The organism is Nesterenkonia populi (genome assembly GCF_007994735.1).
GTDB classification, from domain to species: domain Bacteria; phylum Actinomycetota; class Actinomycetes; order Actinomycetales; family Micrococcaceae; genus Nesterenkonia; species Nesterenkonia populi.
In genome coordinates, this window is sequence record NZ_VOIL01000001.1 from 2,099,420 (window position 1) to 2,117,578 (window position 18,159).

At 66.4% G+C, this 18,159-nt stretch carries 22 protein-coding genes; 4 read left to right on the forward strand and 18 right to left on the reverse strand.

The annotated features are described in order from the left end of the window. Positions 1–8 precede the first annotated feature (8 nt). From FWJ47_RS09735 to ffh, 12 genes are all read right to left on the reverse strand, one after another. On the reverse strand, positions 9–1,274 hold the full coding sequence (locus FWJ47_RS09735; RefSeq protein ID WP_147107497.1) for a DNA-processing protein DprA: 1,266 nt from the start codon (positions 1,272–1,274) through the stop codon (positions 9–11). After that, complete coding sequence (locus FWJ47_RS09740) at positions 1,271–2,863, reverse strand: YifB family Mg chelatase-like AAA ATPase (protein WP_246126254.1); 1,593 nt, start codon at positions 2,861–2,863, stop codon at positions 1,271–1,273. The genes FWJ47_RS09735 and FWJ47_RS09740 overlap by 4 nt, the downstream gene beginning before the upstream one ends. Next, complete coding sequence (locus FWJ47_RS09745; RefSeq protein ID WP_147107502.1) at positions 2,863–3,222, reverse strand: YraN family protein; 360 nt, start codon at positions 3,220–3,222, stop codon at positions 2,863–2,865. Before FWJ47_RS09745 ends, FWJ47_RS09740 begins: the two co-directional genes overlap by 1 nt. 131 nt (positions 3,223–3,353) lie before the next feature. Next, complete coding sequence (locus FWJ47_RS09750; protein ID WP_147107505.1) at positions 3,354–4,046, reverse strand: ribonuclease HII; 693 nt, start codon at positions 4,044–4,046, stop codon at positions 3,354–3,356. After that, on the reverse strand, positions 4,043–4,774 hold the full coding sequence (gene lepB / locus FWJ47_RS09755; RefSeq protein WP_246126256.1) for a signal peptidase I: 732 nt from the start codon (positions 4,772–4,774) through the stop codon (positions 4,043–4,045). Before lepB (FWJ47_RS09755) ends, FWJ47_RS09750 begins: the two co-directional genes overlap by 4 nt. Continuing rightward, positions 4,771–5,397, reverse strand: a complete 627-nt coding sequence (gene lepB / locus FWJ47_RS09760; protein ID WP_246126257.1) for a signal peptidase I — start codon at positions 5,395–5,397, stop codon at positions 4,771–4,773. Before lepB (FWJ47_RS09760) ends, lepB (FWJ47_RS09755) begins: the two co-directional genes overlap by 4 nt. A gap of 14 nt (positions 5,398–5,411) precedes the next feature. Beyond that, positions 5,412–5,810, reverse strand: a complete 399-nt coding sequence (gene rplS / locus FWJ47_RS09765; protein WP_147107508.1) for a 50S ribosomal protein L19 — start codon at positions 5,808–5,810, stop codon at positions 5,412–5,414. Between the two features lie 190 nt (positions 5,811–6,000). Then, entirely contained in the window at positions 6,001–6,717 is a 717-nt protein-coding gene (gene trmD, locus FWJ47_RS09770) for a tRNA (guanosine(37)-N1)-methyltransferase TrmD (RefSeq protein WP_147107511.1), read from the reverse strand. After that, entirely contained in the window at positions 6,718–7,278 is a 561-nt protein-coding gene (gene rimM / locus FWJ47_RS09775; protein WP_147107515.1) for a ribosome maturation factor RimM, read from the reverse strand. Positions 7,279–7,292: 14 nt separating this feature from the next. Beyond that, a complete protein-coding gene (locus FWJ47_RS09780) occupies positions 7,293–7,535 on the reverse strand; it encodes an RNA-binding protein (RefSeq protein ID WP_147109309.1) in 243 nt (80 codons plus the stop codon). A gap of 11 nt (positions 7,536–7,546) precedes the next feature. Next, a complete protein-coding gene (gene rpsP / locus FWJ47_RS09785) occupies positions 7,547–8,008 on the reverse strand; it encodes a 30S ribosomal protein S16 (protein ID WP_147107518.1) in 462 nt (153 codons plus the stop codon). Positions 8,009–8,263: 255 nt separating this feature from the next. Then, complete coding sequence (gene ffh / locus FWJ47_RS09790; protein ID WP_147107521.1) at positions 8,264–9,838, reverse strand: signal recognition particle protein; 1,575 nt, start codon at positions 9,836–9,838, stop codon at positions 8,264–8,266. A gap of 19 nt (positions 9,839–9,857) precedes the next feature. On the opposite strand from ffh, the gene FWJ47_RS09795 reads away from it, so the two are divergent. The 4 genes from FWJ47_RS09795 (at position 9,858) to FWJ47_RS09810 (ending at position 13,114) form a co-directional block, all read left to right on the forward strand. Then, entirely contained in the window at positions 9,858–10,277 is a 420-nt protein-coding gene (locus tag FWJ47_RS09795; protein ID WP_147107524.1) for a hypothetical protein, read from the forward strand. Positions 10,278–10,288: 11 nt separating this feature from the next. Then, a complete protein-coding gene (locus FWJ47_RS09800) occupies positions 10,289–10,927 on the forward strand; it encodes a hypothetical protein (protein WP_147107526.1) in 639 nt (212 codons plus the stop codon). 106 nt (positions 10,928–11,033) lie between these two features. Continuing rightward, positions 11,034–12,194, forward strand: coding sequence for a signal recognition particle-docking protein FtsY (gene ftsY / locus FWJ47_RS09805; protein WP_246126258.1), 1,161 nt, complete (start codon positions 11,034–11,036; stop codon positions 12,192–12,194). Between the two features lie 200 nt (positions 12,195–12,394). Further along, the gene (locus tag FWJ47_RS09810; protein WP_170228547.1) at positions 12,395–13,114 is read left to right on the forward strand and encodes a tyrosine-type recombinase/integrase; all 720 of its coding nucleotides are present in this window, start codon (positions 12,395–12,397) and stop codon (positions 13,112–13,114) included. Here FWJ47_RS09810 and FWJ47_RS09815 read toward each other — a convergent pair. The 6 genes from FWJ47_RS09815 to FWJ47_RS09835 all read right to left on the reverse strand — a co-directional run bounded on the left by FWJ47_RS09815 (position 13,111) and on the right by FWJ47_RS09835 (position 18,088). Next, positions 13,111–14,016: a hypothetical protein gene (locus FWJ47_RS09815; RefSeq protein WP_147107535.1), complete on the reverse strand. Its 906-nt coding sequence runs from the start codon at positions 14,014–14,016 to the stop codon at positions 13,111–13,113. The genes FWJ47_RS09810 and FWJ47_RS09815 overlap by 4 nt on opposite strands. Positions 14,017–14,024: 8 nt before the next feature. Next, positions 14,025–14,306: a hypothetical protein gene (locus tag FWJ47_RS09820; RefSeq protein WP_147107538.1), complete on the reverse strand. Its 282-nt coding sequence runs from the start codon at positions 14,304–14,306 to the stop codon at positions 14,025–14,027. Beyond that, positions 14,300–15,556 (reverse strand): hypothetical protein, encoded by a 1,257-nt coding sequence (locus tag FWJ47_RS09825; RefSeq protein WP_147107541.1) that lies wholly within the window; start codon positions 15,554–15,556, stop codon positions 14,300–14,302. Before FWJ47_RS09825 ends, FWJ47_RS09820 begins: the two co-directional genes overlap by 7 nt. A 1,349-nt stretch (positions 15,557–16,905) precedes the next feature. Next, positions 16,906–17,112: a hypothetical protein gene (locus FWJ47_RS09830; RefSeq protein ID WP_147107543.1), complete on the reverse strand. Its 207-nt coding sequence runs from the start codon at positions 17,110–17,112 to the stop codon at positions 16,906–16,908. Positions 17,113–17,413: 301 nt separating this feature from the next. Further along, entirely contained in the window at positions 17,414–17,539 is a 126-nt protein-coding gene (locus tag FWJ47_RS12355) for a hypothetical protein (RefSeq protein ID WP_281289243.1), read from the reverse strand. A gap of 243 nt (positions 17,540–17,782) precedes the next feature. Continuing rightward, complete coding sequence (locus tag FWJ47_RS09835) at positions 17,783–18,088, reverse strand: hypothetical protein (protein ID WP_147107546.1); 306 nt, start codon at positions 18,086–18,088, stop codon at positions 17,783–17,785. Positions 18,089–18,159: the final 71 nt, after the last annotated feature.

The following is an 18,159-nucleotide window of genomic DNA, read 5'->3' on the forward strand; positions in this document are numbered from 1 at the left end:
CGGCTACTCTACGCGGCTCGGCCCCATTGTCCCCCGGAGGCGCGGGCGAGGTTTTTGGCTTCGAGGCGGGTCAGGCCGCCGAGGATGTGAGGGATCGGCAGGCCTGCGACGTCGGTGAGTCTGCTGGGGGTGGTGAGCCCTCGTTTGGGGAGGGCGTCGTAGATGCGGCGGTCGGCTTCGCTCATGTGGTCCAGGGGGTTCTCAGCGTCCGTGCGGAGGGGCAGTTCGGGCTGCTGGGCTCGTGGGTCGGTGGGGTGAGCTGAGGCGCTGGCGATGAGGCTGATGACTTCGGCGGGGTCAGTGACGAGTTGGGCCGGGGTTTCGCGCAGGAGCCGGTGGGTGCCGGCTGAGGCGGCGGAGCGGACGCTGCCGGGGAAGGCTCCGACGGGCCGGCCGATGCTGAGTGCGTGGTGGGCGGTGGAGAGCGCCCCGGAGCGTGCTCGGGCTTCGACGACGACGCTGGCGGCGGAGAGTCCGGCGATGATGCGGTTCCGGTGCAGGAACCGGTGCCGGGTGGGGCTGGAGCCGGGCGGCAGCTCGGAGAGAAGGACTCCTCGCTGCGTGACGGCGCGCAGCAGCTCTTCGTTTCCGGCCGGGTAGAGGCGATCCGCTCCCCCGGCGAGCACGGCGATGGTGGGTGCGACGTGTGTCTCCTCGGGCTGTTCGGCGCGGAGGGCCCCCCGGTGAGCGGCGGCGTCGATGCCGTAGGCGCCGCCGGAGATGATGGTGACGCCGTGGCCGGAGAGGTCTTGGGCGAGCTCATGGGCGATACGGCCCCCGTAGTCGGTCATCTCCCGGGCGCCGACGACGGCGAAGCCGCGGTGGGCTTCGGGCATCCGCTGGGCCAGCTCCGCCATCGGCTCATGGCCGGGCTCTGCTCGCGTTCGGGTGCGGAACCAGAGTCCGATGGGCCCGGCGGGATGAAGATCCTGCAGCTGGGCGGGCCACGAGGAGTCCTCGGGAATGAGAAGGCCGCCGCCGAGCTGCCGAATGCGGTGCAGGTCACGGGCCCCGTCGGCTCGTGGGGCGCGGGTGCGCCATCGCTCCAGGCCGTGGCTGAGGGAGCGTTGCCGCAGGCCCAGGCCGACGAGCTCGGCTGCTTCGGCGATGCGCTGCTGCTGGGCTGCCGGAGCCGGTCCTCCGCTGCGGATCAGGTCCCAGGCGGTTTCCGGGCCGAGCTCTGCGACGGTCAGGCAGCCGAGGAGATCTCCTGGCTCGATGACGCGGCTGAGACTGGCCCGGGCTGTCCGAACGGCTGTGTCCTGGGTGCTCATCGGGCAGCTCCTGTGCTCAGGCGCAGCTGCACAGCGATGTCGAGATCCTCCGCTTCTGGGCGCTCTCTGCCGGCGATGTCGGTCAGGGTCCAGGCGAGCCGGAGAATGCGGACGTAGCCGCGCAGGGAGATCAGGGCTCGGTCCAGGGCGTCGTCTAGCTGGCCTGTCACGGTTTTGGGGAGCCTCAGGTCTTCGGTGAGCAGCTTCAGGGGTGCCTGGCTGTTCATCGCCAGCCCGTAGGGCGCCAGTCGATGAGCCTGCCGTTCGCGGGCCTGCATCACCCGGGTGAGGACCTGACCGGAGGTCTCCCCAGGCTCGGCGAGCGCGAGGGAGGCCGAGCGGGGGCGCTCGATGTGGATCTGCAGGTCGATGCGGTCCAGCAGCGGCCCGGAGATGCAGCTGAGGTAGCCGCGCCGTTGGGTCACGGTGCAGGTGCACTGCAGACCGCTGCCGGTGCTCATGCCGCAGGGGCATGGGTTCGCTGCGAGCACGAGCTGGAACCGAGCGGGATAGGTGACCTGCCCGGCAGAGCGCTGAAGGCTGATCCGTCCTGTTTCCAGGGGCTGCCGGAGGGAGTCGAGGACCTGCCGCTGGAACTCGGGGGCCTCGTCGAGGAAGAGCACCCCGTGGTGGGCCCGGGTGACGGCCCCGGGGTTGGGAATGCGGGCGCCCCCGCCGACGATTGCGGCCGCGGAGGCGCTGTGATGCGGGGCCTCGAAGGGCGGGGTGCGCTGCAGGCTGGTCAGCGGCTCCCGGGCGCTGGTGCTGATGGAGGCGATAGCGGTGGCCTCCATGGCCTGCTCGTCCTGAAGGGGCGGGAGGATGGAGGGCAGCCGTTCGGCCAGCATCGTCTTGCCGGCCCCGGGCGCTCCGATGAGCAGCAGGTTGTGGCCCCCTGCGGCTGCCATTTCCAGGGCGAAGCGGGCTTCGGCCTGTCCGCGGATGTCGGACAGGTCGGGTCCCGGATGAGTGGACTCATGGTCGGTTGGCTCGGCTGCTCCGATATGGCGGATGATGCCGGCGTCGCCGCGGAGAGGAATCTCATCAGCGCCAGGGGTGCGGAATGCGGCTGCAACGTCGAGGACGTGGCGTGCCGAGATCACCTCCACCCCTGGTACGAACGCGGCCTCAGCGGCGTTCTCCCGTGCGACGACCACGGCCTGGAGCCCAGCTTTGGCGGCGGCTGCGACGGCCGGCAGCACTCCTCTGACAGGCCGAAGCCGCCCGTCGAGCCCCAGTTCGGCGAGGAAGAGGACCTGTTCGGTGCCGGTCACCCTGCCGTCTGCGGCCCACGCGCTGACCAGGATCGCGAGATCCAGGCCGGACCCGGCTTTGGGCAGGGAGGCGGGAAAGAGGTTCACGGTCAGCTTGCGGGCAGGAAGATCCAGCCCGGCGTTCTTCGCCGCCGAACGGACCCGGTCCTGGCTTTCCCTGAGGGCCGCGTCGGGCAGACCGAGAAGGACGAATGCCGGAAGGCTCTGGCCGATGTCCGCCTCCACCTCGATGAGGTGGCCCTCCGCGCCGATCAGCACCGCGGCCCGGGCTCTGCCCATCTCCCGCAGCGGGGCGGCAGCTGGCGCCCGGCTCATCAGACCACCCCCGGGATGTGGTCGATGCTCTGGATCGAGGTCCCGCGGCGGTGCATGACGACGCCGACCGCGTCCACCCGGCGGGGCATCCGCAGTCGGCTGGTCACCGCATATTCGGAGAGCAGCCGGTGCAGGCGCCGCAGCTTCTGCCGGTCCACGGCCTCCAGCGGGTGGCCGTAGCCTAGCCCGCGCCGGGTCTTGACCTCCACAGCGACCAGAGTGTCAGCGTCGAGGGTGATGAGGTCAAGCTCTCCTGCCCGGGTCCGCCAGCGGCGTTCGATGATCCGGTGGCCTTTGGTCTCCAGGAATTCGGCAGCCCGCTGCTCCCCGTCCAGCCCCGTGCGGTCTTTGGCGCGCATCTGGTCTCCTCTCCGTCGCTGGAGAACAGCCTGCGCCCGCACAGCGCTGACGATTCTTGCCCCAGAGCCCCCTGTGGAGGCAGCGGCGCGCCCAATGAGCTGGACGGGAGCGGTGGAAGAGTAAGCCCGGCCTAGAGTCCCGGCAGTGCCGGGGCGCCGAGGTTCCAGGACTGCCGGTGGTAAGACGTGGGCCCCTGGGTCTGGATCGCCTCCCGGTGGGCTCTGGACCCGTACCCCTTGTTGGAGTCCCAGCCGAAGGCAGGGTGCTCGGCGGCGAGCTGCTGCATCAGCTGGTCGCGCTCCACCTTGGCCAGCACGGAGGCGCAGGCGACGGTGAGGCTCTTCAGATCGGCCTTCGGCATGGTGCTCACTCGCGCGTCTGAGCCGCTGGTGAGCCAGTCGTGAGTGCCGTCGAGCAGCACTGCTTCCACGCTGCGGCCCAGCCGCTGCTCCACCTCAGCAAGACCCGCCCGGCCTGCCGCGCCCAGGGCGGAGGTGAGGCCGAACTCATCGATCTGCTCAGCGGCCTGGTGCTGGACGCTGTGCGCACTGGTGTGCTCGCAGATGGCAGGCTGCCACCGGGTGCGTGCCCCCGGAGTGAGGAGCTTCGAGTCCCGCACGCCGTCCAGCACGGGCCACACCCCCGCAGTGAGGACCTCGGCCGGAAGCTCCGCAAGATTGATGACGACCACACCGATGGTCACCGGCCCGGCCAGTGCGCCGCGGCCGACCTCGTCGATGCCGGCTATCAGGCAGGCGCCCCGCTCGGCGTGCAGCTGCAGCTCCGGGGCGAGGGTGGCGTTGGCGGGCGGAGCTTTGCTCATTCTGCGACCGCCCGGGAGGCCTCGGCGGGCTCCGGAACGTCGGAGAACGGCTCGTTGTCCGAGACGCCTCCCCCGAACCGGCTGAAGGGCCAGACGGTGCTCATATGCCGGCCGATCACGTCGTCCACGGGCACAGCACCGGCGTCGGGCTCGTGGACGTGGGCGCGGGAGTCCGCGGAGGCTCCGCGATTGTCCCCGAGCAGCCACACGTGGTCCTCCGGCACTTCCACGGAGAACTCCGAGTCGCTGGGGCTGCGGCCAGGGCTGATGTAGGGCTCGTCGATGGGCTCGCCGTTGACGAGGATGCGGCCCTGCTCGTCGCAGCACTCCACGGTGTCACCGCCGAGGCCGACGATCCGTTTGACCACGTAGTGGCTGGAGGTGTCCGGCATGAGGCCGATGAAGATCATCGCGTCCTGGGCGGGGTTGGTCTCGGGCGCCTGGTCCGGGCCCCACCACTGGCGAGTGTCTTCGAAGACGACGACGTCGCCCCGGTCCAGGTCCATGGGGCCGGGCGCCAGCAGGTTGACCACGATGCGGTCATCCACTTCAAGGGCCGGCTCCATGGACTCAGAGGGGATGTAGAAGGCCCGCAGGAGGAAGGTCTTGACGATGAAGGAGATGAGTACCGCCAGTCCGATGATGATGGCCGCTTCGATCAGCATGCTCACCAGCGGGTGGCGCCTGCGCCGGTCGGGGTGCTCCGCCCCAGCAGGCTGGTCGGTCAACGGAGCTCCTCGATGCCTCGGCGGTCGGACAGCGGCCAGACGACGTCGGTCACCTGCCCGATGATGCGGTCTTCGGAGATCATACCGCCGCCGGGCGCCCCCAGCAGGGCACGGGAGTCCACGGACTCTGGACGGTTGTCCCCCAGCACCCACATGCGGCCTTCGGGCACCTCAGCCTCGAAGCTGATGCGCGAGGGGGCTTCCCCCTCCGGGAGGTAGGGCTCGTCGAGGGGCTCTCCGTTGACGGTGAGCCGGCCGTCGCCGTCGCAGCAGACGACGGTGTCGCCGCCGGTGCCGATGACGCGTTTGACGAAGACCTGGGGCGGTGTGCCGACCCCGATCCAGTGGCCGGCCTGCTGGGCCAGCCGGCTCAGGGCGGACTGCTGGCCCTGGTAAGGAGCGAAGGAGCCCTCGCCGTCGAAGACGATGACGTCTCCCCGTTCCGGGCCGTCATCGCCGGGGTAGTGCTTGGCGACGGCGACTCGTTCGCCGTCATCCAGGGTGGGATCCATGGAGTCCTGGCTGACCAGGTAGATGTCCACCAGGAAGATCCGGACCCCGGTGGAGATGAGAAGGGCTGCGGCCAGCACAACGGCCAGCCGCAGCCCCCAACGTCTGATCAAAGCAGCGGTGAGGCTTAGGCCTCGACGACTGTTTCTTCGACGTCCCGCCCCTTGGCGCGGGCCACGGCGGACTCACGCTTCTCCTTGATGCGGGCTGCCTTGCCGTGGCGGTCACGCATGTAGTACAGCTTGGCGCGGCGGACGTCACCGAGGGCCGAGACCTCGACCTTCTCTATCACCGGGGAGTGCACCGGGAAGGTACGCTCCACGCCGACGCCGAAGGAAATCTTGCGGACGGTGAAGGTCTCGCCGATGCCGTGGCCCTGGCGGCCGAGCACGTAGCCCTTGAAGACCTGAACACGGGAGTTCTTGCCCTCAACGATGTTGACGTGCACGTTGACGGTGTCTCCGGGACCGAAGTCCGGGATGTCATCGCGCAGGCTTGCCTGGTCCAGGAAGTCGAGCTTCTGCATTGGTTCTCCTTGGGACGGGATGCCACAGGTCATTCGCCCCGATGTCAGGGACCTGGGACGGGAAGCGCGGCGCGCTCCGTCTCGAGTCTTCAAGCTGATGACCGGGTCCGGCAGGGTGCCGGCGCTCCGGGGCCTGTCTGTTCGGCGCCCCTCCCCCATGGCAGAGGTCAGCGCCCAGCAGGCACAGCGCTCAATTGTGCCACAGATCCGTGCGGGATTCCCAAAGATCAGGGCGGACCTGCTGGGTTCGGGCCTCGGACTGCTCACGGCGCCAGGCCGCGATCTTGGCATGGTCGCCGGAGAGCAGCACCTCGGGCACGGCGCGGCCTCTCCATTCGGCGGGCTTGGTGTAGACGGGGTATTCCAGGAGCCCGTCGGCGTGGGACTCCTCAGCGAGGGAGTCGGCGTTGCCGATGACCCCGGGGATGAGACGGGTGACGGCCTCGACCATCACGATCACGGCGGCCTCTCCCCCATTGAGCACGTAGTCGCCGATGCTCATTCTGCGGACGTCGAAGCGCTCGGCCGCCCATTCGGCGACCCGCTCGTCGATCCCTTCGAAGCGCCCGGGCGCGAACACGAGGTGCTGGTGGCCGGAGAGATCCTGGGCTGCCTGCTGGGTGAGGACCTCTCCGGAGGGGGTGGGGACGATGAGGGTGGGACGCTCGGCCGCTCCGTCGGCGGCGAGCACCTCGTCGAGGGCCAGCGCCCAGGGCTCGGGCTTCATGACCATTCCGGCTCCGCCTGCCACCGGCGGCGAGTCCACGGTGCGGTGCTTGTCGGCGGTGTAGTCGCGCAGCTGGTGGCGCCGGATGTCCAGCAGCCCGTCCTGCTGCGCCCGGCCGATGAGTGAGAGATCGAGGGCGTCGAAGAACTCCGGGAAGATGGAGATCAGGTCGATGCGCACTCAGAGCAGCCCTTCGGGCGGGGTGAGGGTGATGGTGCCGGACTCGGTGTCCACCTCGGGGACGATCTCCTCGACGAACGGCACCATGGCCTCTTCTCCCTCCGGGGTCTTGATCACAAGCAGGTCCTGTGCGGGCCCGGTGATCAGCTCGGCGACGACGCCGTACTCGCGACCGTCAGCCCCGAGGCATGTCAGCCCTTCGAGCTCGTGGGAGTACCAGCCCTCGCTCTCGCCCTCTTCGACGATCTGCACATGGAGAGTGGACCCGCGCAGGGCTTCAGCGGCATCACGGTCCCGAATCTCGTCGAAGGTGAGCATGCAGATCTTCTTGTTCCACCGCTGGGAGGCAACGGTCAGCTGCGCCGTCGTCCGGTCCTGGCTGTGCTTGCCCGGCTCCCGGATGAGCACGGCGCCTGGGGCGAGCCGCTTGCCGGGATCGTCGGTGAACAGCTCCACGGTGGTCTCCCCGCGGACGCCGTGGGGCTTGCCGATGCGAGCGACCCGCAGCCGTTTCCCCTGGGGGGTCGGCTGCGGGTCGCTGCTGTATTCAGTCTGTGCCATGAACCTGCCGGGTGTCAGCGGCGGCGGTCGGTGTCGACGACGTCGACCCGCACGTCCTGACCGCCGGGGAGGGCGGAGACCACTGCGCGCAGGGCCTTGGCGGTGCGCCCCGCCCGGCCGATCACCCGGCCGAGGTCCTCGGGGTGGACCCGGACCTGGACGGTGTCGTAGCGGCGACCGTTCTTCTGGCGGACGTCGACGTCGTCGGGTGAGTCGACGATGCCGCGGACCAGGTGCTCAACGGCGTCAGTGATCACAGCAGACATGATTACTCGGCCTTCTCCGCGGCAACTTCCTCAGCTGCGTCGGGGGCCGGGGTCTCTTCTGAGGATGCCTCGGGAGCCTCAGCGGGGGCCTCCTCATCGGTGGGGTTCTCGGCCTTGCCCGTGTTCTCCACAATGACGGAGCCCCTCTCCGGGGCCTTGTACTCCTCGGCGGACTCCTTGGTCCTGAGGGTGCCCTCGGCGCCGTCGATGCCCTTGAACTTCTGCCAGTCGCCGGTGACCTTCAGCAGGGCCAGCACCTGCTCGGTGGGCTGTGCGCCCACGGAGAGCCAGTGCTGAGCACGCGCAGAGTCGATGTCGATGAGCGAGGGCTCCTGGGTGGGGTGGTACTTGCCGATCTGCTCGATGGCCGCACCGTCACGCTTGGTGCGGGAGTCGGCGACGACGACCCGGTAGTGGGGTGCACGGACTTTGCCCATGCGCTTCAGGCGAATCTTGACTGCCACTTGTGTAGCTGCTCCTTGAGTCTGGTGGTCACAGTCGGGCATCGCTGGCAGTGTGGGGATGCTGCGCGGGATGCGGCTGTGGAGACATTGTCCGGTCACGGGAGATTAGAGGGTGCTCCCGTTCCCGAGCAAAGTACTGGGCAATTCTGTCAGAACATCCGGCTATTCCCAAGTTCGGCACACGCGCCTCCGCGCGGCCCTGCGCCGGCATGACCCTTGAGAGCACGAGGCTTCTGAGGCGATCAGCGCCGAACCTTATTTGAGGTACTTCTCGAATCCCTTGGGGAGCGAGAGGTCCTCGGGGCTGACGTCCTGCTGGGAGGCGCCGAAGGCTGAGCCGCCGGCGGCCTTCTGCTGGCGGCGCTGCTCAGCCTCGCGGGCCTCCTGGGCAGCCTTGGCGGGGTTTCCGGACTTTGCCTTCTTCTTGCCCTTGCCCTTGGCGGCCTTCTTCTTGGAGCCGCCTCCGGGGGCTCCGCCGCCCATTCCGGGCGGCATACCCGGCATGCCGCCGCCGCCTGCCATCTTCTTCATCATCTTCTGGGCTTGGCCGAACCGCTCGAGCAGCTGGTTGACCTCGGAGACGTGGACCCCGGAGCCCTTGGCGATGCGGGCGCGGCGGGAGCCGTTGATGATCTTGGGAGCGTTGCGCTCGTGGGCGGTCATCGAGTTGATGATCGCTTCGATGCGGTCGATCTGGCTGTCGTCGAACTGGTCGAGCTGCTGCCGCATCCCCTGGGCGCCGGGCATCATGCCCAGCATCTTCTTCATGGAGCCCATCTTTTTGAGCTGCTGCATCTGGGCGCGGAAGTCCTCGAGGGTGAAGTCCTCCTGATCGGCGAACTTCTGGGCCATCTTCTCGGCCTCGGCCTTGTCCCAGCTGGCTTCGGCCTGCTCGATCAGGCTGAGGATGTCGCCCATGTCGAGGATGCGCTTGGCCATCCGGTCCGGATGGAAGACCTCGAAGTCTTTGAGGTTCTCGCCGGTGGAGGCGTACATGACGGGCTTGCCGGTCACCTCGGCCACGGACAGGGCGGCGCCGCCGCGGGCGTCGCCGTCGAGCTTGGTGAGGACCACGCCGGTGAAGTCCACGCCTTCGTTGAAGGCCTGGGCGGTGTTGACGGCGTCCTGACCGATCATGGAGTCGATCACGAAGAGGGTCTCGTGGGCGCCGACGGTGGCTTTGATGTCTGCGGCCTGCTGCATCAGCTCGGCGTCGACGCCGAGGCGCCCTGCGGTGTCGATGATGACGACGTCGTGCAGCTTGTCGCGGGCGGTGTCCACGCCTTCGCGGGCCACTGCGACCGGGTCGCCCGTGGGCACCTCGGCCTCGGATGAGACGCCGGGGTGAGGGGCGTGGACGGGCACTCCGGCGCGCTCACCGCCGATCTGCAGCTGGCGGACGGCGTTGGGACGCTGCAGGTCGCAGGCCACCAGCATGGGGGTGTGCCCCTTGGACTTCAGATGATGGGCGAGCTTGCCGGCGAGGGTCGTCTTTCCGGCGCCCTGCAGGCCGGCGAGCATGATGACGGTGGGGGGCTGCTTGGCGAAGTGCAGCTCGCGCGTCTCGCCCCCGAGGATGCCGACGAGCTCCTCGTTGACGATCTTGACGACCTGCTGGCCCGGGTTCAGCGCCTGAGAGACCTCTTCGCCGAGGGCGCGCTCCTTGACCCGTCTGATGAACTCGCGGACCACTGGGACGGCGACGTCGGCGTCGAGCAGGGCGCGGCGAATCTCACGGGCAGTGCCGTCGATGTCGGCTTCGGTGAGCCGCCCTTTGCCGCGGAGGTTCTTGAAGGTCGCGGTGAGGCGGTCGGAGAGGGAGTTGAACACGATCAACTAGGGTATCAATGTGAGCCAAAATGACGACGCCCGGGTGGTTCAGGCGGCCCTGTCCGCCCATCGGGGCCTGCTGCGCGCTGTGGAGCAGGGGCACCGGCGTGCGGCCTCGGGCATCCGGCGGACCCCGGAGCTGCGGCGGGGAGCGGCGGAGTCGATCGCTCTGGCCGGCGCGCACACTGCCCGCTCGGCGTCATACGCCCAGCGGGCCTCCTTCGTTGAGGAGCTGGAGCATTTCCCCGCCGCCGGGCTGCGGGCGCTGACCGGCTTCGACACGCGGAACCTGCGGGTTCCTTCCCATATCGGCTTCCGAGCACTGCCGGTTGAGCTGCGGCCGAAGTCGACCAAGCCTGTCTCACGGGCCGGGCAGGACGAGGACGGAGACCCTCCGAGCTTCTTCGACATCATCTACGGCACCCACCGCCAGAACTGAGGAGACGCGGCATGACACAGCAGAGCTCGCCCCAGTACCCCGAAGCCGAGAGTGCCCAGAGCCCCGCTGAGGCGCACGACGCCGGCACCGCGCCTGAGCAGGAAGGGCCGCCTGAGCAGGCAGCGCCTCTCGAGGAGGCAGCCCCGGAGGATCTCGGGGAGAACGCGCACGACGTCGTCGTCTCGCTCCTGCACCATCAGCAGGACCTCATGGTGGAGCTGCGGACGGCCTATGACCGGCTGGATGAGGTCCGGGAGGTGGAGTTCCGGCAGCTGGAGACCCGCGTGCAGTCGGCTGTCGGCGAGCTGCGGGAGGTTCCGGGACGGCTGGCAGCAATGCGCTCGGACCTGGAGAGCACCGCGCACCGGGTGGATGAGCACGGCAATCTCTGTTCGGAGAAGGTGGAGGAGCTCAGCGCATCCGCCGCGGACCTGCGGGCGCGCCTGGAGACTCGTGAGCGGCAGGTGGACGAGCTGGCCAGCATAGCGGCGCAGCTTCAGAGCCGGCTGGAGGAGGTCGCTGCGGAGTCGGCTGAGGCGCACCGCCGCCTGGAGGTTCTCGCCCAGGAGACCAACTCCTCCCTCCTCAGCACCCTGCCCGGCAGGGCACGCACCGCCGCCCACAAAGTGTCGCGCCGGTTCAAGAGGTAGAAGGTCTCGGAGCAGACAGCCCGGGGCATTCCGGGCAGGGAGCGGCGCAGCCGACGAGTGAAGGATGAGGGGGTCTGCTGAGGCCCTTTATGCGACACTGAACCGCGTGGAAACTTCTGTTCTGATCCCCTTCATTGTCCTTGCGGTCCTTCTGGTCGGCCTGCTCGGGTTCTTCCTGGTCAGCGGCTCGGACCTGTTCCGCCGCTCGAAGCAGCGCTACCCCTCTACGCGGGATGCCGATGACGTTCCGGAGGGTGAGGAGCCCGCCGGCGACACCCTGGTCGAGGAGGCCCCGGAGGCTGAGGCGCCTGCTGAGCCCGAGCTGGAGACCCCCGAGCCGGTCGCGGGGCGCTTGGCGCGGCTGCGTGCCCGGCTGGTCAGGTCCAACAGCGTCTTCGGCAAGACCCTGCTGGCGCTGCTGAGCCAGGACGAGATCGACGACGACGTATGGGATGAGATTGAGGAGACTCTTCTCACCGCGGACCTGGGCGCTGATGCTGCGATGGGCCTGGTGGAGACCCTGCGTGAGCGCGTGAAGGTGGAGGGCTCCAAGGATCCGGCGCGGGTGCGGGAGCTGTTGCGCGAGGAGCTGGTGAAGCTCATCGACCCGTCCTTCGACCGCGAGCTGACCACCACCGCTGAGGGGCGCCCGGCTGTGGTGATGGTGGTGGGCGTCAACGGCACCGGCAAGACGACCACAGTGGGCAAGCTGGCCCGCGTGCTGGTGGCTGAGGAGCGTTCGGTGGTGCTGGGCGCGGCGGACACGTTCCGCGCCGCAGCCGCTGAGCAGCTGACCACCTGGGGCGCCCGGGTGGGCGTGCCGACGGTGTCCTCCGAGGTGGAGGGCGCGGACCCGGCGTCGGTGGCCTTCGAGTCGGTGGCGAAGGCTCAGGACGACGAGGCCGATGCGGTGCTGATCGACACCGCGGGCCGCCTGCAGAACAAGGCGAATCTGATGGACGAGCTGGGCAAGGTCAAGCGTGTGGTGGAGAAGAAGTCTGCGGTGGACGAGGTGCTGCTGGTGCTGGATGCCACCACCGGCCAGAACGGCCTCTCACAGGCGAAGGTCTTCTCCGAAGTCGTCAATGTGACCGGAATTGTCCTGACCAAGCTGGACGGCACGGCCCGCGGCGGCATCGTCGTCGCGATCCAGCAGCAGCTCGGCGTGCCGGTGAAGCTGATCGGCTTGGGCGAGGGCCCGGACGATCTGGCGCCGTTCGACACCGAGTCGTTCGTGGACGCGCTGCTGGAGGAGCAGAGCGGCTGAGACGCATTCAGAGCCACAAATCGCTTTTCTCAGGACAAAGGCCCTCAACTTCCACCTTAAATTTACCCTTGCACAGCCTGGATAGACTCGCCGCATAATCCAGGCCAATGAGGGTAAATACTGATTGGCAAGTTGCGCTAAACCTTTTCTTCGAGTCTTCAGCGTCACTCGCTGCCACCACGCAAACTCAGCAGCGATCCGTGCTGACCAGGTTCGCCCGGCTGCTGCAGGAGGCCGGAGCCACCGCGCCGGCGACGGTCACGCACGCCCAGGTAGCCGAGCTGCTCACCGGCTACGCGCCGGGATCGAAGGGAACACTGTTCAACCTTCTGAACCGGTTCATGAAGGCCAGCACGACGCCCAACCCGCTCGACGGATACAAGCGGCCTATGCGTCAGACCTACCGGGCGCGGCCGGTAGCAGATCAGCTCATCAGCGAAGCCCTGAACACCGCCAGCAGCCGCGACGCCCTACTCATCGAACTCATGTCCTTCTGCGGCCTACGAGCCTCCGAAACAGCCTCACTGCGCTTTGACCAGATCGAGACCGCCACCGGGACGAAGCTGCTGCGGATCACCGGCAAAGGCGACAAAACCCGCCGGGTACCTCTGCCCAGGACCATCGCGCAGAAGATTGCGCTCGAAGATCACGAGCGGATTTTTCTCTTCCCCGGCTACCAGAGTGACCACCTACGCAGCGCGAGCGTCAGCAAAATCATCCGCCAGACGTTCCCGGCCGGAGTCACCGCACACATGCTGCGCCACCGCTTCGCCACACGCGTCTACAGCCAGACCGGCGACCTGCGCGCAGTCCAAGAGCTACTAGGCCACGCCAGCCTGGCCACCACAGAGACCTACCTCGGCGTCGACCAGGAAGCCGTCTGGCAAGCCGCACGCGCAGCCCACGACCTCATCGCCTAGTGGCCTTTGCATCGGGTCTCAGGGATCTTGCCGCCGCAGGTCGGGCAGTCCGCGGTGATCTGGGCTACCTCGGCCCCGGTGTCGTAGCACTGGAACCCCGGTGACCGGGGACCCCAATAGATCTCCCGATTCAGAATCCGGGCCTTGCGGCCGTGCTTACGATCCTCATCCATGGCACCGGCCTGCTGCCCCGAGGTGATCGCCTGAGCATCGAAGGTGTTCACCACGAACAGCCGGTTCGGTGCCCACATCGGAGCCACATCCGGGTGGGCTTGCATCTGCTGGCGAATCACCTTGTGATTCTTCATCAGCCCCTTACACCGGGCCACCGCCTGAGTGACCTGCCGCAGCCGCTTATTGCTGTTGTCCCAATCGATGCCGGTCCAGCGGATCATCACATTGCGGCGCCGCATCTGCGGCAGCAGACGCCGAATATCCTTCGGCAGACTATCCCCAGAATCCATCGCCCCGGTGACCTCATCAAGCAGCACATCCCCATCCCGGAAATCGTGCAGCTGGTCCCAGGAGACGAACGGCTCGAACAGCGGGTGCGGCTGACCGGTATCCGGGTCCAGGATCGTGACCGTGGAGAGAATCCGCCGGCCCATCATCAGTGACGGCAGCGTATCGCGGACCATCGCCAAGGTCTTGCCCTGACCATTGAGACCGATATAGCCCATGATCGGCACCGACCGGCGACGCCGCACCCCATTGGTGAGTAGCTTCTTTCCTTCCAGAGCCTTCGGCGTCATCAGCGGATCATCGTTGCCTTCGGTCGCGTCCCTCTCCACGCGCAGCGCGGAGGGGGGCCGCGCCGAAGACACAATCTCATCGAACGACGCCGAGGACTCAGCCGGGGCATCGGGCCCAACCGGGCGAGCAATCACCTGAGTCTCATCCAACTCTGACATTATCCAGACCCTCCAATTTGGGGAACATGACTAAACACCGTCCGGGCCGTCTTCCACAGAAAACCGATCACCCAGACCAGCAGCGGAATCAAAATGATGGGGACCACGACCATCCACGGGATGAACCCGGCCAAGACCCCCATGAACTCGAAGAGCTCAGGAACCAGGCCCTGTTGGGCATCCATCACATCCTCCACCGGAGAGCCTTCCGGCAGCAGACCACCGATCCAGCCGACAAAGCCCATCGCCAACTCAATAAACCACTCAGTAATCATCAGCACTGCCCGGCGTTGTAATTGACCATCGACGCCAACCGGCGCCGGGTCTCGCAGAAGCTGAACACCGAAGCGATCAGCACCGAGGCCAACCGGGTCAGCTCCCGCAGCCGCTCACCCCAGCCGTCGCAGAAGTCCAACCCAATCGGCACCGACGCCAACCCGAAATCCAGGTCCAGCGACATCGAGCAGCCACCAGCATCACGATTAAACGGGGTCAGCACCCCATCGATACCGAAGCCGAGCCCGATCGTGGAACCGATGATGTTGTTGTTCCAAGACGACAACCCCTGACCCACAGACACCTCCGTGGACGCTGAGGAGGGCACGAACGCCCACGCCAACGCGCACTGAACCGGCACCAGCACCCACGAGACCGGATTCCATGAAATCTCGCCCCACTCACAGCCCCGCTCACCCTCCGGATCAGGAGCCGCCCCCGGTGCCTCCATCGTCGTCGGCTGCGCCCAAGCCGGGGAAGTCCCCGTGGCGGTGCCCTGCTGCGGCAAATGCGCCCCCAACGGATTCGTGAACGCCTGCGGCCCCTCGAGCTGGCCAGGCTGGCCCTGCTGAGCATTCATCGCCTCATCCTGCCGGTCCTCAGCATCCTCGTTCATCGCCTCCGACTCACGCTCACGGGCCTCCTCAAAATCCCGATCCGCCTCAGCCTGACGATCCGCCTCAGCCAACCCCGACGACGACGGACTGTTGTAATCCCCCGACCATTCCCCGGACTCCGGGTCCACATTCACCGTCCCGGCATTCTGGTGCTCCGCGTTGTAGTCATGCGCCAGCGCACGGCACTCCGAGAGCTGCAGCAGCTCACCGCCATAGACACACACCAGCCCGTCGGTGGTGGCGTAGTCATCGAAGGACTCAACACGCTCAGTCCAGTCGCGGCCGCGCTCCGCAGACACCAGCCCCAGGCCACCATCCTCCTGAGCCTCCATCAGCTCCAAACTGCACGTCCCATCCAGACACTCCGGGTGAGACTCCGCGAAGCCCCGGAACTCCGGAGACGTCTCCTGCTCAAGAACCGTCTCCCCACTATCCGGATGCACCACCTCCACACTGTGCGGCACCCCAAAATCCTCAGTCACCGCAGGCATCCCCGGCAACGCCCGATCCCCGTCGTACTGGCTACGAATCTCATTGCCCACCGCATCCCTGACAACGGTCTCAAGCTCAAGGGCACCCACGTCCCCCTCGTTGACCTCTTCCGCCTCAAGAGTGACCGTCCGACCATCAATCTCCACACGAATCCACGGCCGCACATCACCTGTTTGATAGCCAGCATGAATAAGCCCCCCGGAACTATCCAGCGGCCCGTATGCATGACCACAATCCTCAAAAATGGAATAGCTACTCGTCAGCCCAGAGGATGAATACAAACTGGTGGGAATCTGCCCAGAAGACTCCCTCACCCGCGAACGCGGGCCAAAAATCTCAAAGCACTGCCTTCCCTCTTCCCAAGCATTGTTATGGCCCGACGACACACCCGCCGGACGAACACCCCAACCCCCCTGCTCAGCCGCCTGCCACGACGTAGGCGTCAGCTCCTGCAAACTCTCCTCACCCCACCCAGCACACGACCGACCCGCCAACATATGCACCACCTGGTTATCCGTACCCCCACACACAGCCCCCTCCGGGTCCCAACCGAACCACTCCGCCGTCATATCCATAGCCCCCGCAGTCAGCCCAGCCCCCAAAAAATAGGCGCTGCCGACACCGGTGGCACCACCAACAGCACGACCCGCAGCACCCCACGGAATACCACCACGCTGCCGCGAATTATTCGACACCTGCTCCGCGCGCTGCTGCCTGTCCACCGGCACCACATCAGTCCCCGAACCCTGCACACCAGCACCAGCACCCAACACACTCGAAGTCGCAGCCGGACGCGGATTCACCGGCACCACCTCACCCCGAGACTGCGCCACAAGATCACTCAACGTCCCCGGATTCGGAATCGTCCCACCAGGCACCCGACCCGACGAGGCCGCGTGATTCCAGACCGAGGCAGCCGTCCTACGCGCCGAAGTGTTGGTGTGATCACGCATATTCATCTCAGCGCGCCTACGCCAATCCCCATTACTCTCGTTCGGCATCCGCTGACCAGCCCACTGCCGCACCGTGGCCTCATTGCGCGGAGTCATCCCCGTACGGTCATACCCCGCCCGCTCATACTCGTTACTCAGAAGATCTTCATAGAGCTGCGACTGCCGCTCATAAGCTTCCCCCGCCGCCATGGAATACACCCCCGGATTACTGTTCACCCGATCCGCAAGCCCCGAAGGCTGCTCAGCATGAGCAGGCACACCCAACGGCACCGCCGCCAACAACACGACGATCACCGCCACCACAAGCCGGCGCACGAACCTGAACACAAGACCACCTCAGAAAAAGAGGGTGGCCCCGGGAAACACTCACCCCCAAGTCCCACCGAGAACGGGTAGGGCGCGAGACCCAAGGGCGTGACATCCGAGGCCACCACAACTATCAAGACTAAAGAATTGAGACGCCAGTCCGGGCACCACAGAGGCATCGTTCACCAGCAGAACACTGTGACACCCGGACCAACGACCTCATCAAGGAACCAGCATCAGCCAGAAGACTTGACCAGACGACGCAGCACGTTCCAGCCAATGAACACCGCCAGCAGCGCCGCACCCACCGTCAGAGCAGTAGGCACCACCGAGGAAAGCTCGGAAGTGATGTTATCGACCGCAGAATCTGCCGCGTCCCCAATGCTGATCCCATTGGACAGCAGAAGCGTCCAACCAAAGAGATACTCAACGAAACCCATCATTTTCACCTCCTCTCAACACACGTCAACGCGAACACCAGACCGATCACCACACCCGCCGCAGCAGCCGTGACAATCCACCGCATCCCCTCAGTAGCGAGAAGAGCGGAATCCTCAGTTAGAAGCTCCATACCAGCCCCACAAACACCTGCCAGACCCGGACCACACCCACCGCAGCCGCAAGAAAGAACACCAACTCACTCATTGAGCTTGTCCACCTCCTTCACCAACAGCTCCGACAGATCGAACATCAGCCCAATCAGAAGACCCATCGCCAAGACCAGGCCCAGCACGCTCATGACCACTAATGCCTCACCAACGGCACAATCGCCATAAGACCCAGCAGCAGCACAATCACAGCCGTACCAACGACCTCCACCGCGAAACTGGCCTCCATCAGCGCCCCCATCCGCTCCAACTGCTCATGCACATCCGAATAGAACTCCTCCGGAGCCACCAGACCCTCAGAATCGCCACCCGACTCCCCAGACCCAGACGAGGCATCCCCTTCCGGCTCCGCGTCCTCATCCGGTTCCTCATCAGCAGGCTCATCGTCTACCGGCCCAGAATCCGGCCCAGGCTCCGCAGAAGGCTCCGCAGACTCAACACCGCCCTCATCAGGTTGAAGATCACCCTCAGTCACCTCTTCCGCAGCCGGTGATTCCACGACGCATCAAGCCAGTTCGAGCTGCTGTGCAAACCCGTGGATAGCGTTCTGAGGATGACCTGCCCACCGCAGAGAGGCCCCGAAGTCCGGCGATTCCTGCATCCCGCAATCAGCCGCCCAGAACTCCCCGACCTCAGGAAGATCAGGCCGATCCTTGTTGTCCCACACCTGCACCTCAATCTGACCACCATGCTGCTGCCGCAAAAGCACCACATGGAACAACAGCTGCCCATCAGCCTTCCGAGCAACCGGGTTCACAGACTGAACCTCACCACCCACCAGCACATACGGACTCACGTTCACAACAGCCATGCATCTCTCCAGTTCTCTAAATTCGCTCCATAGCATCTATTCCTAAATGGAGGCTGTACAGAACACAATAC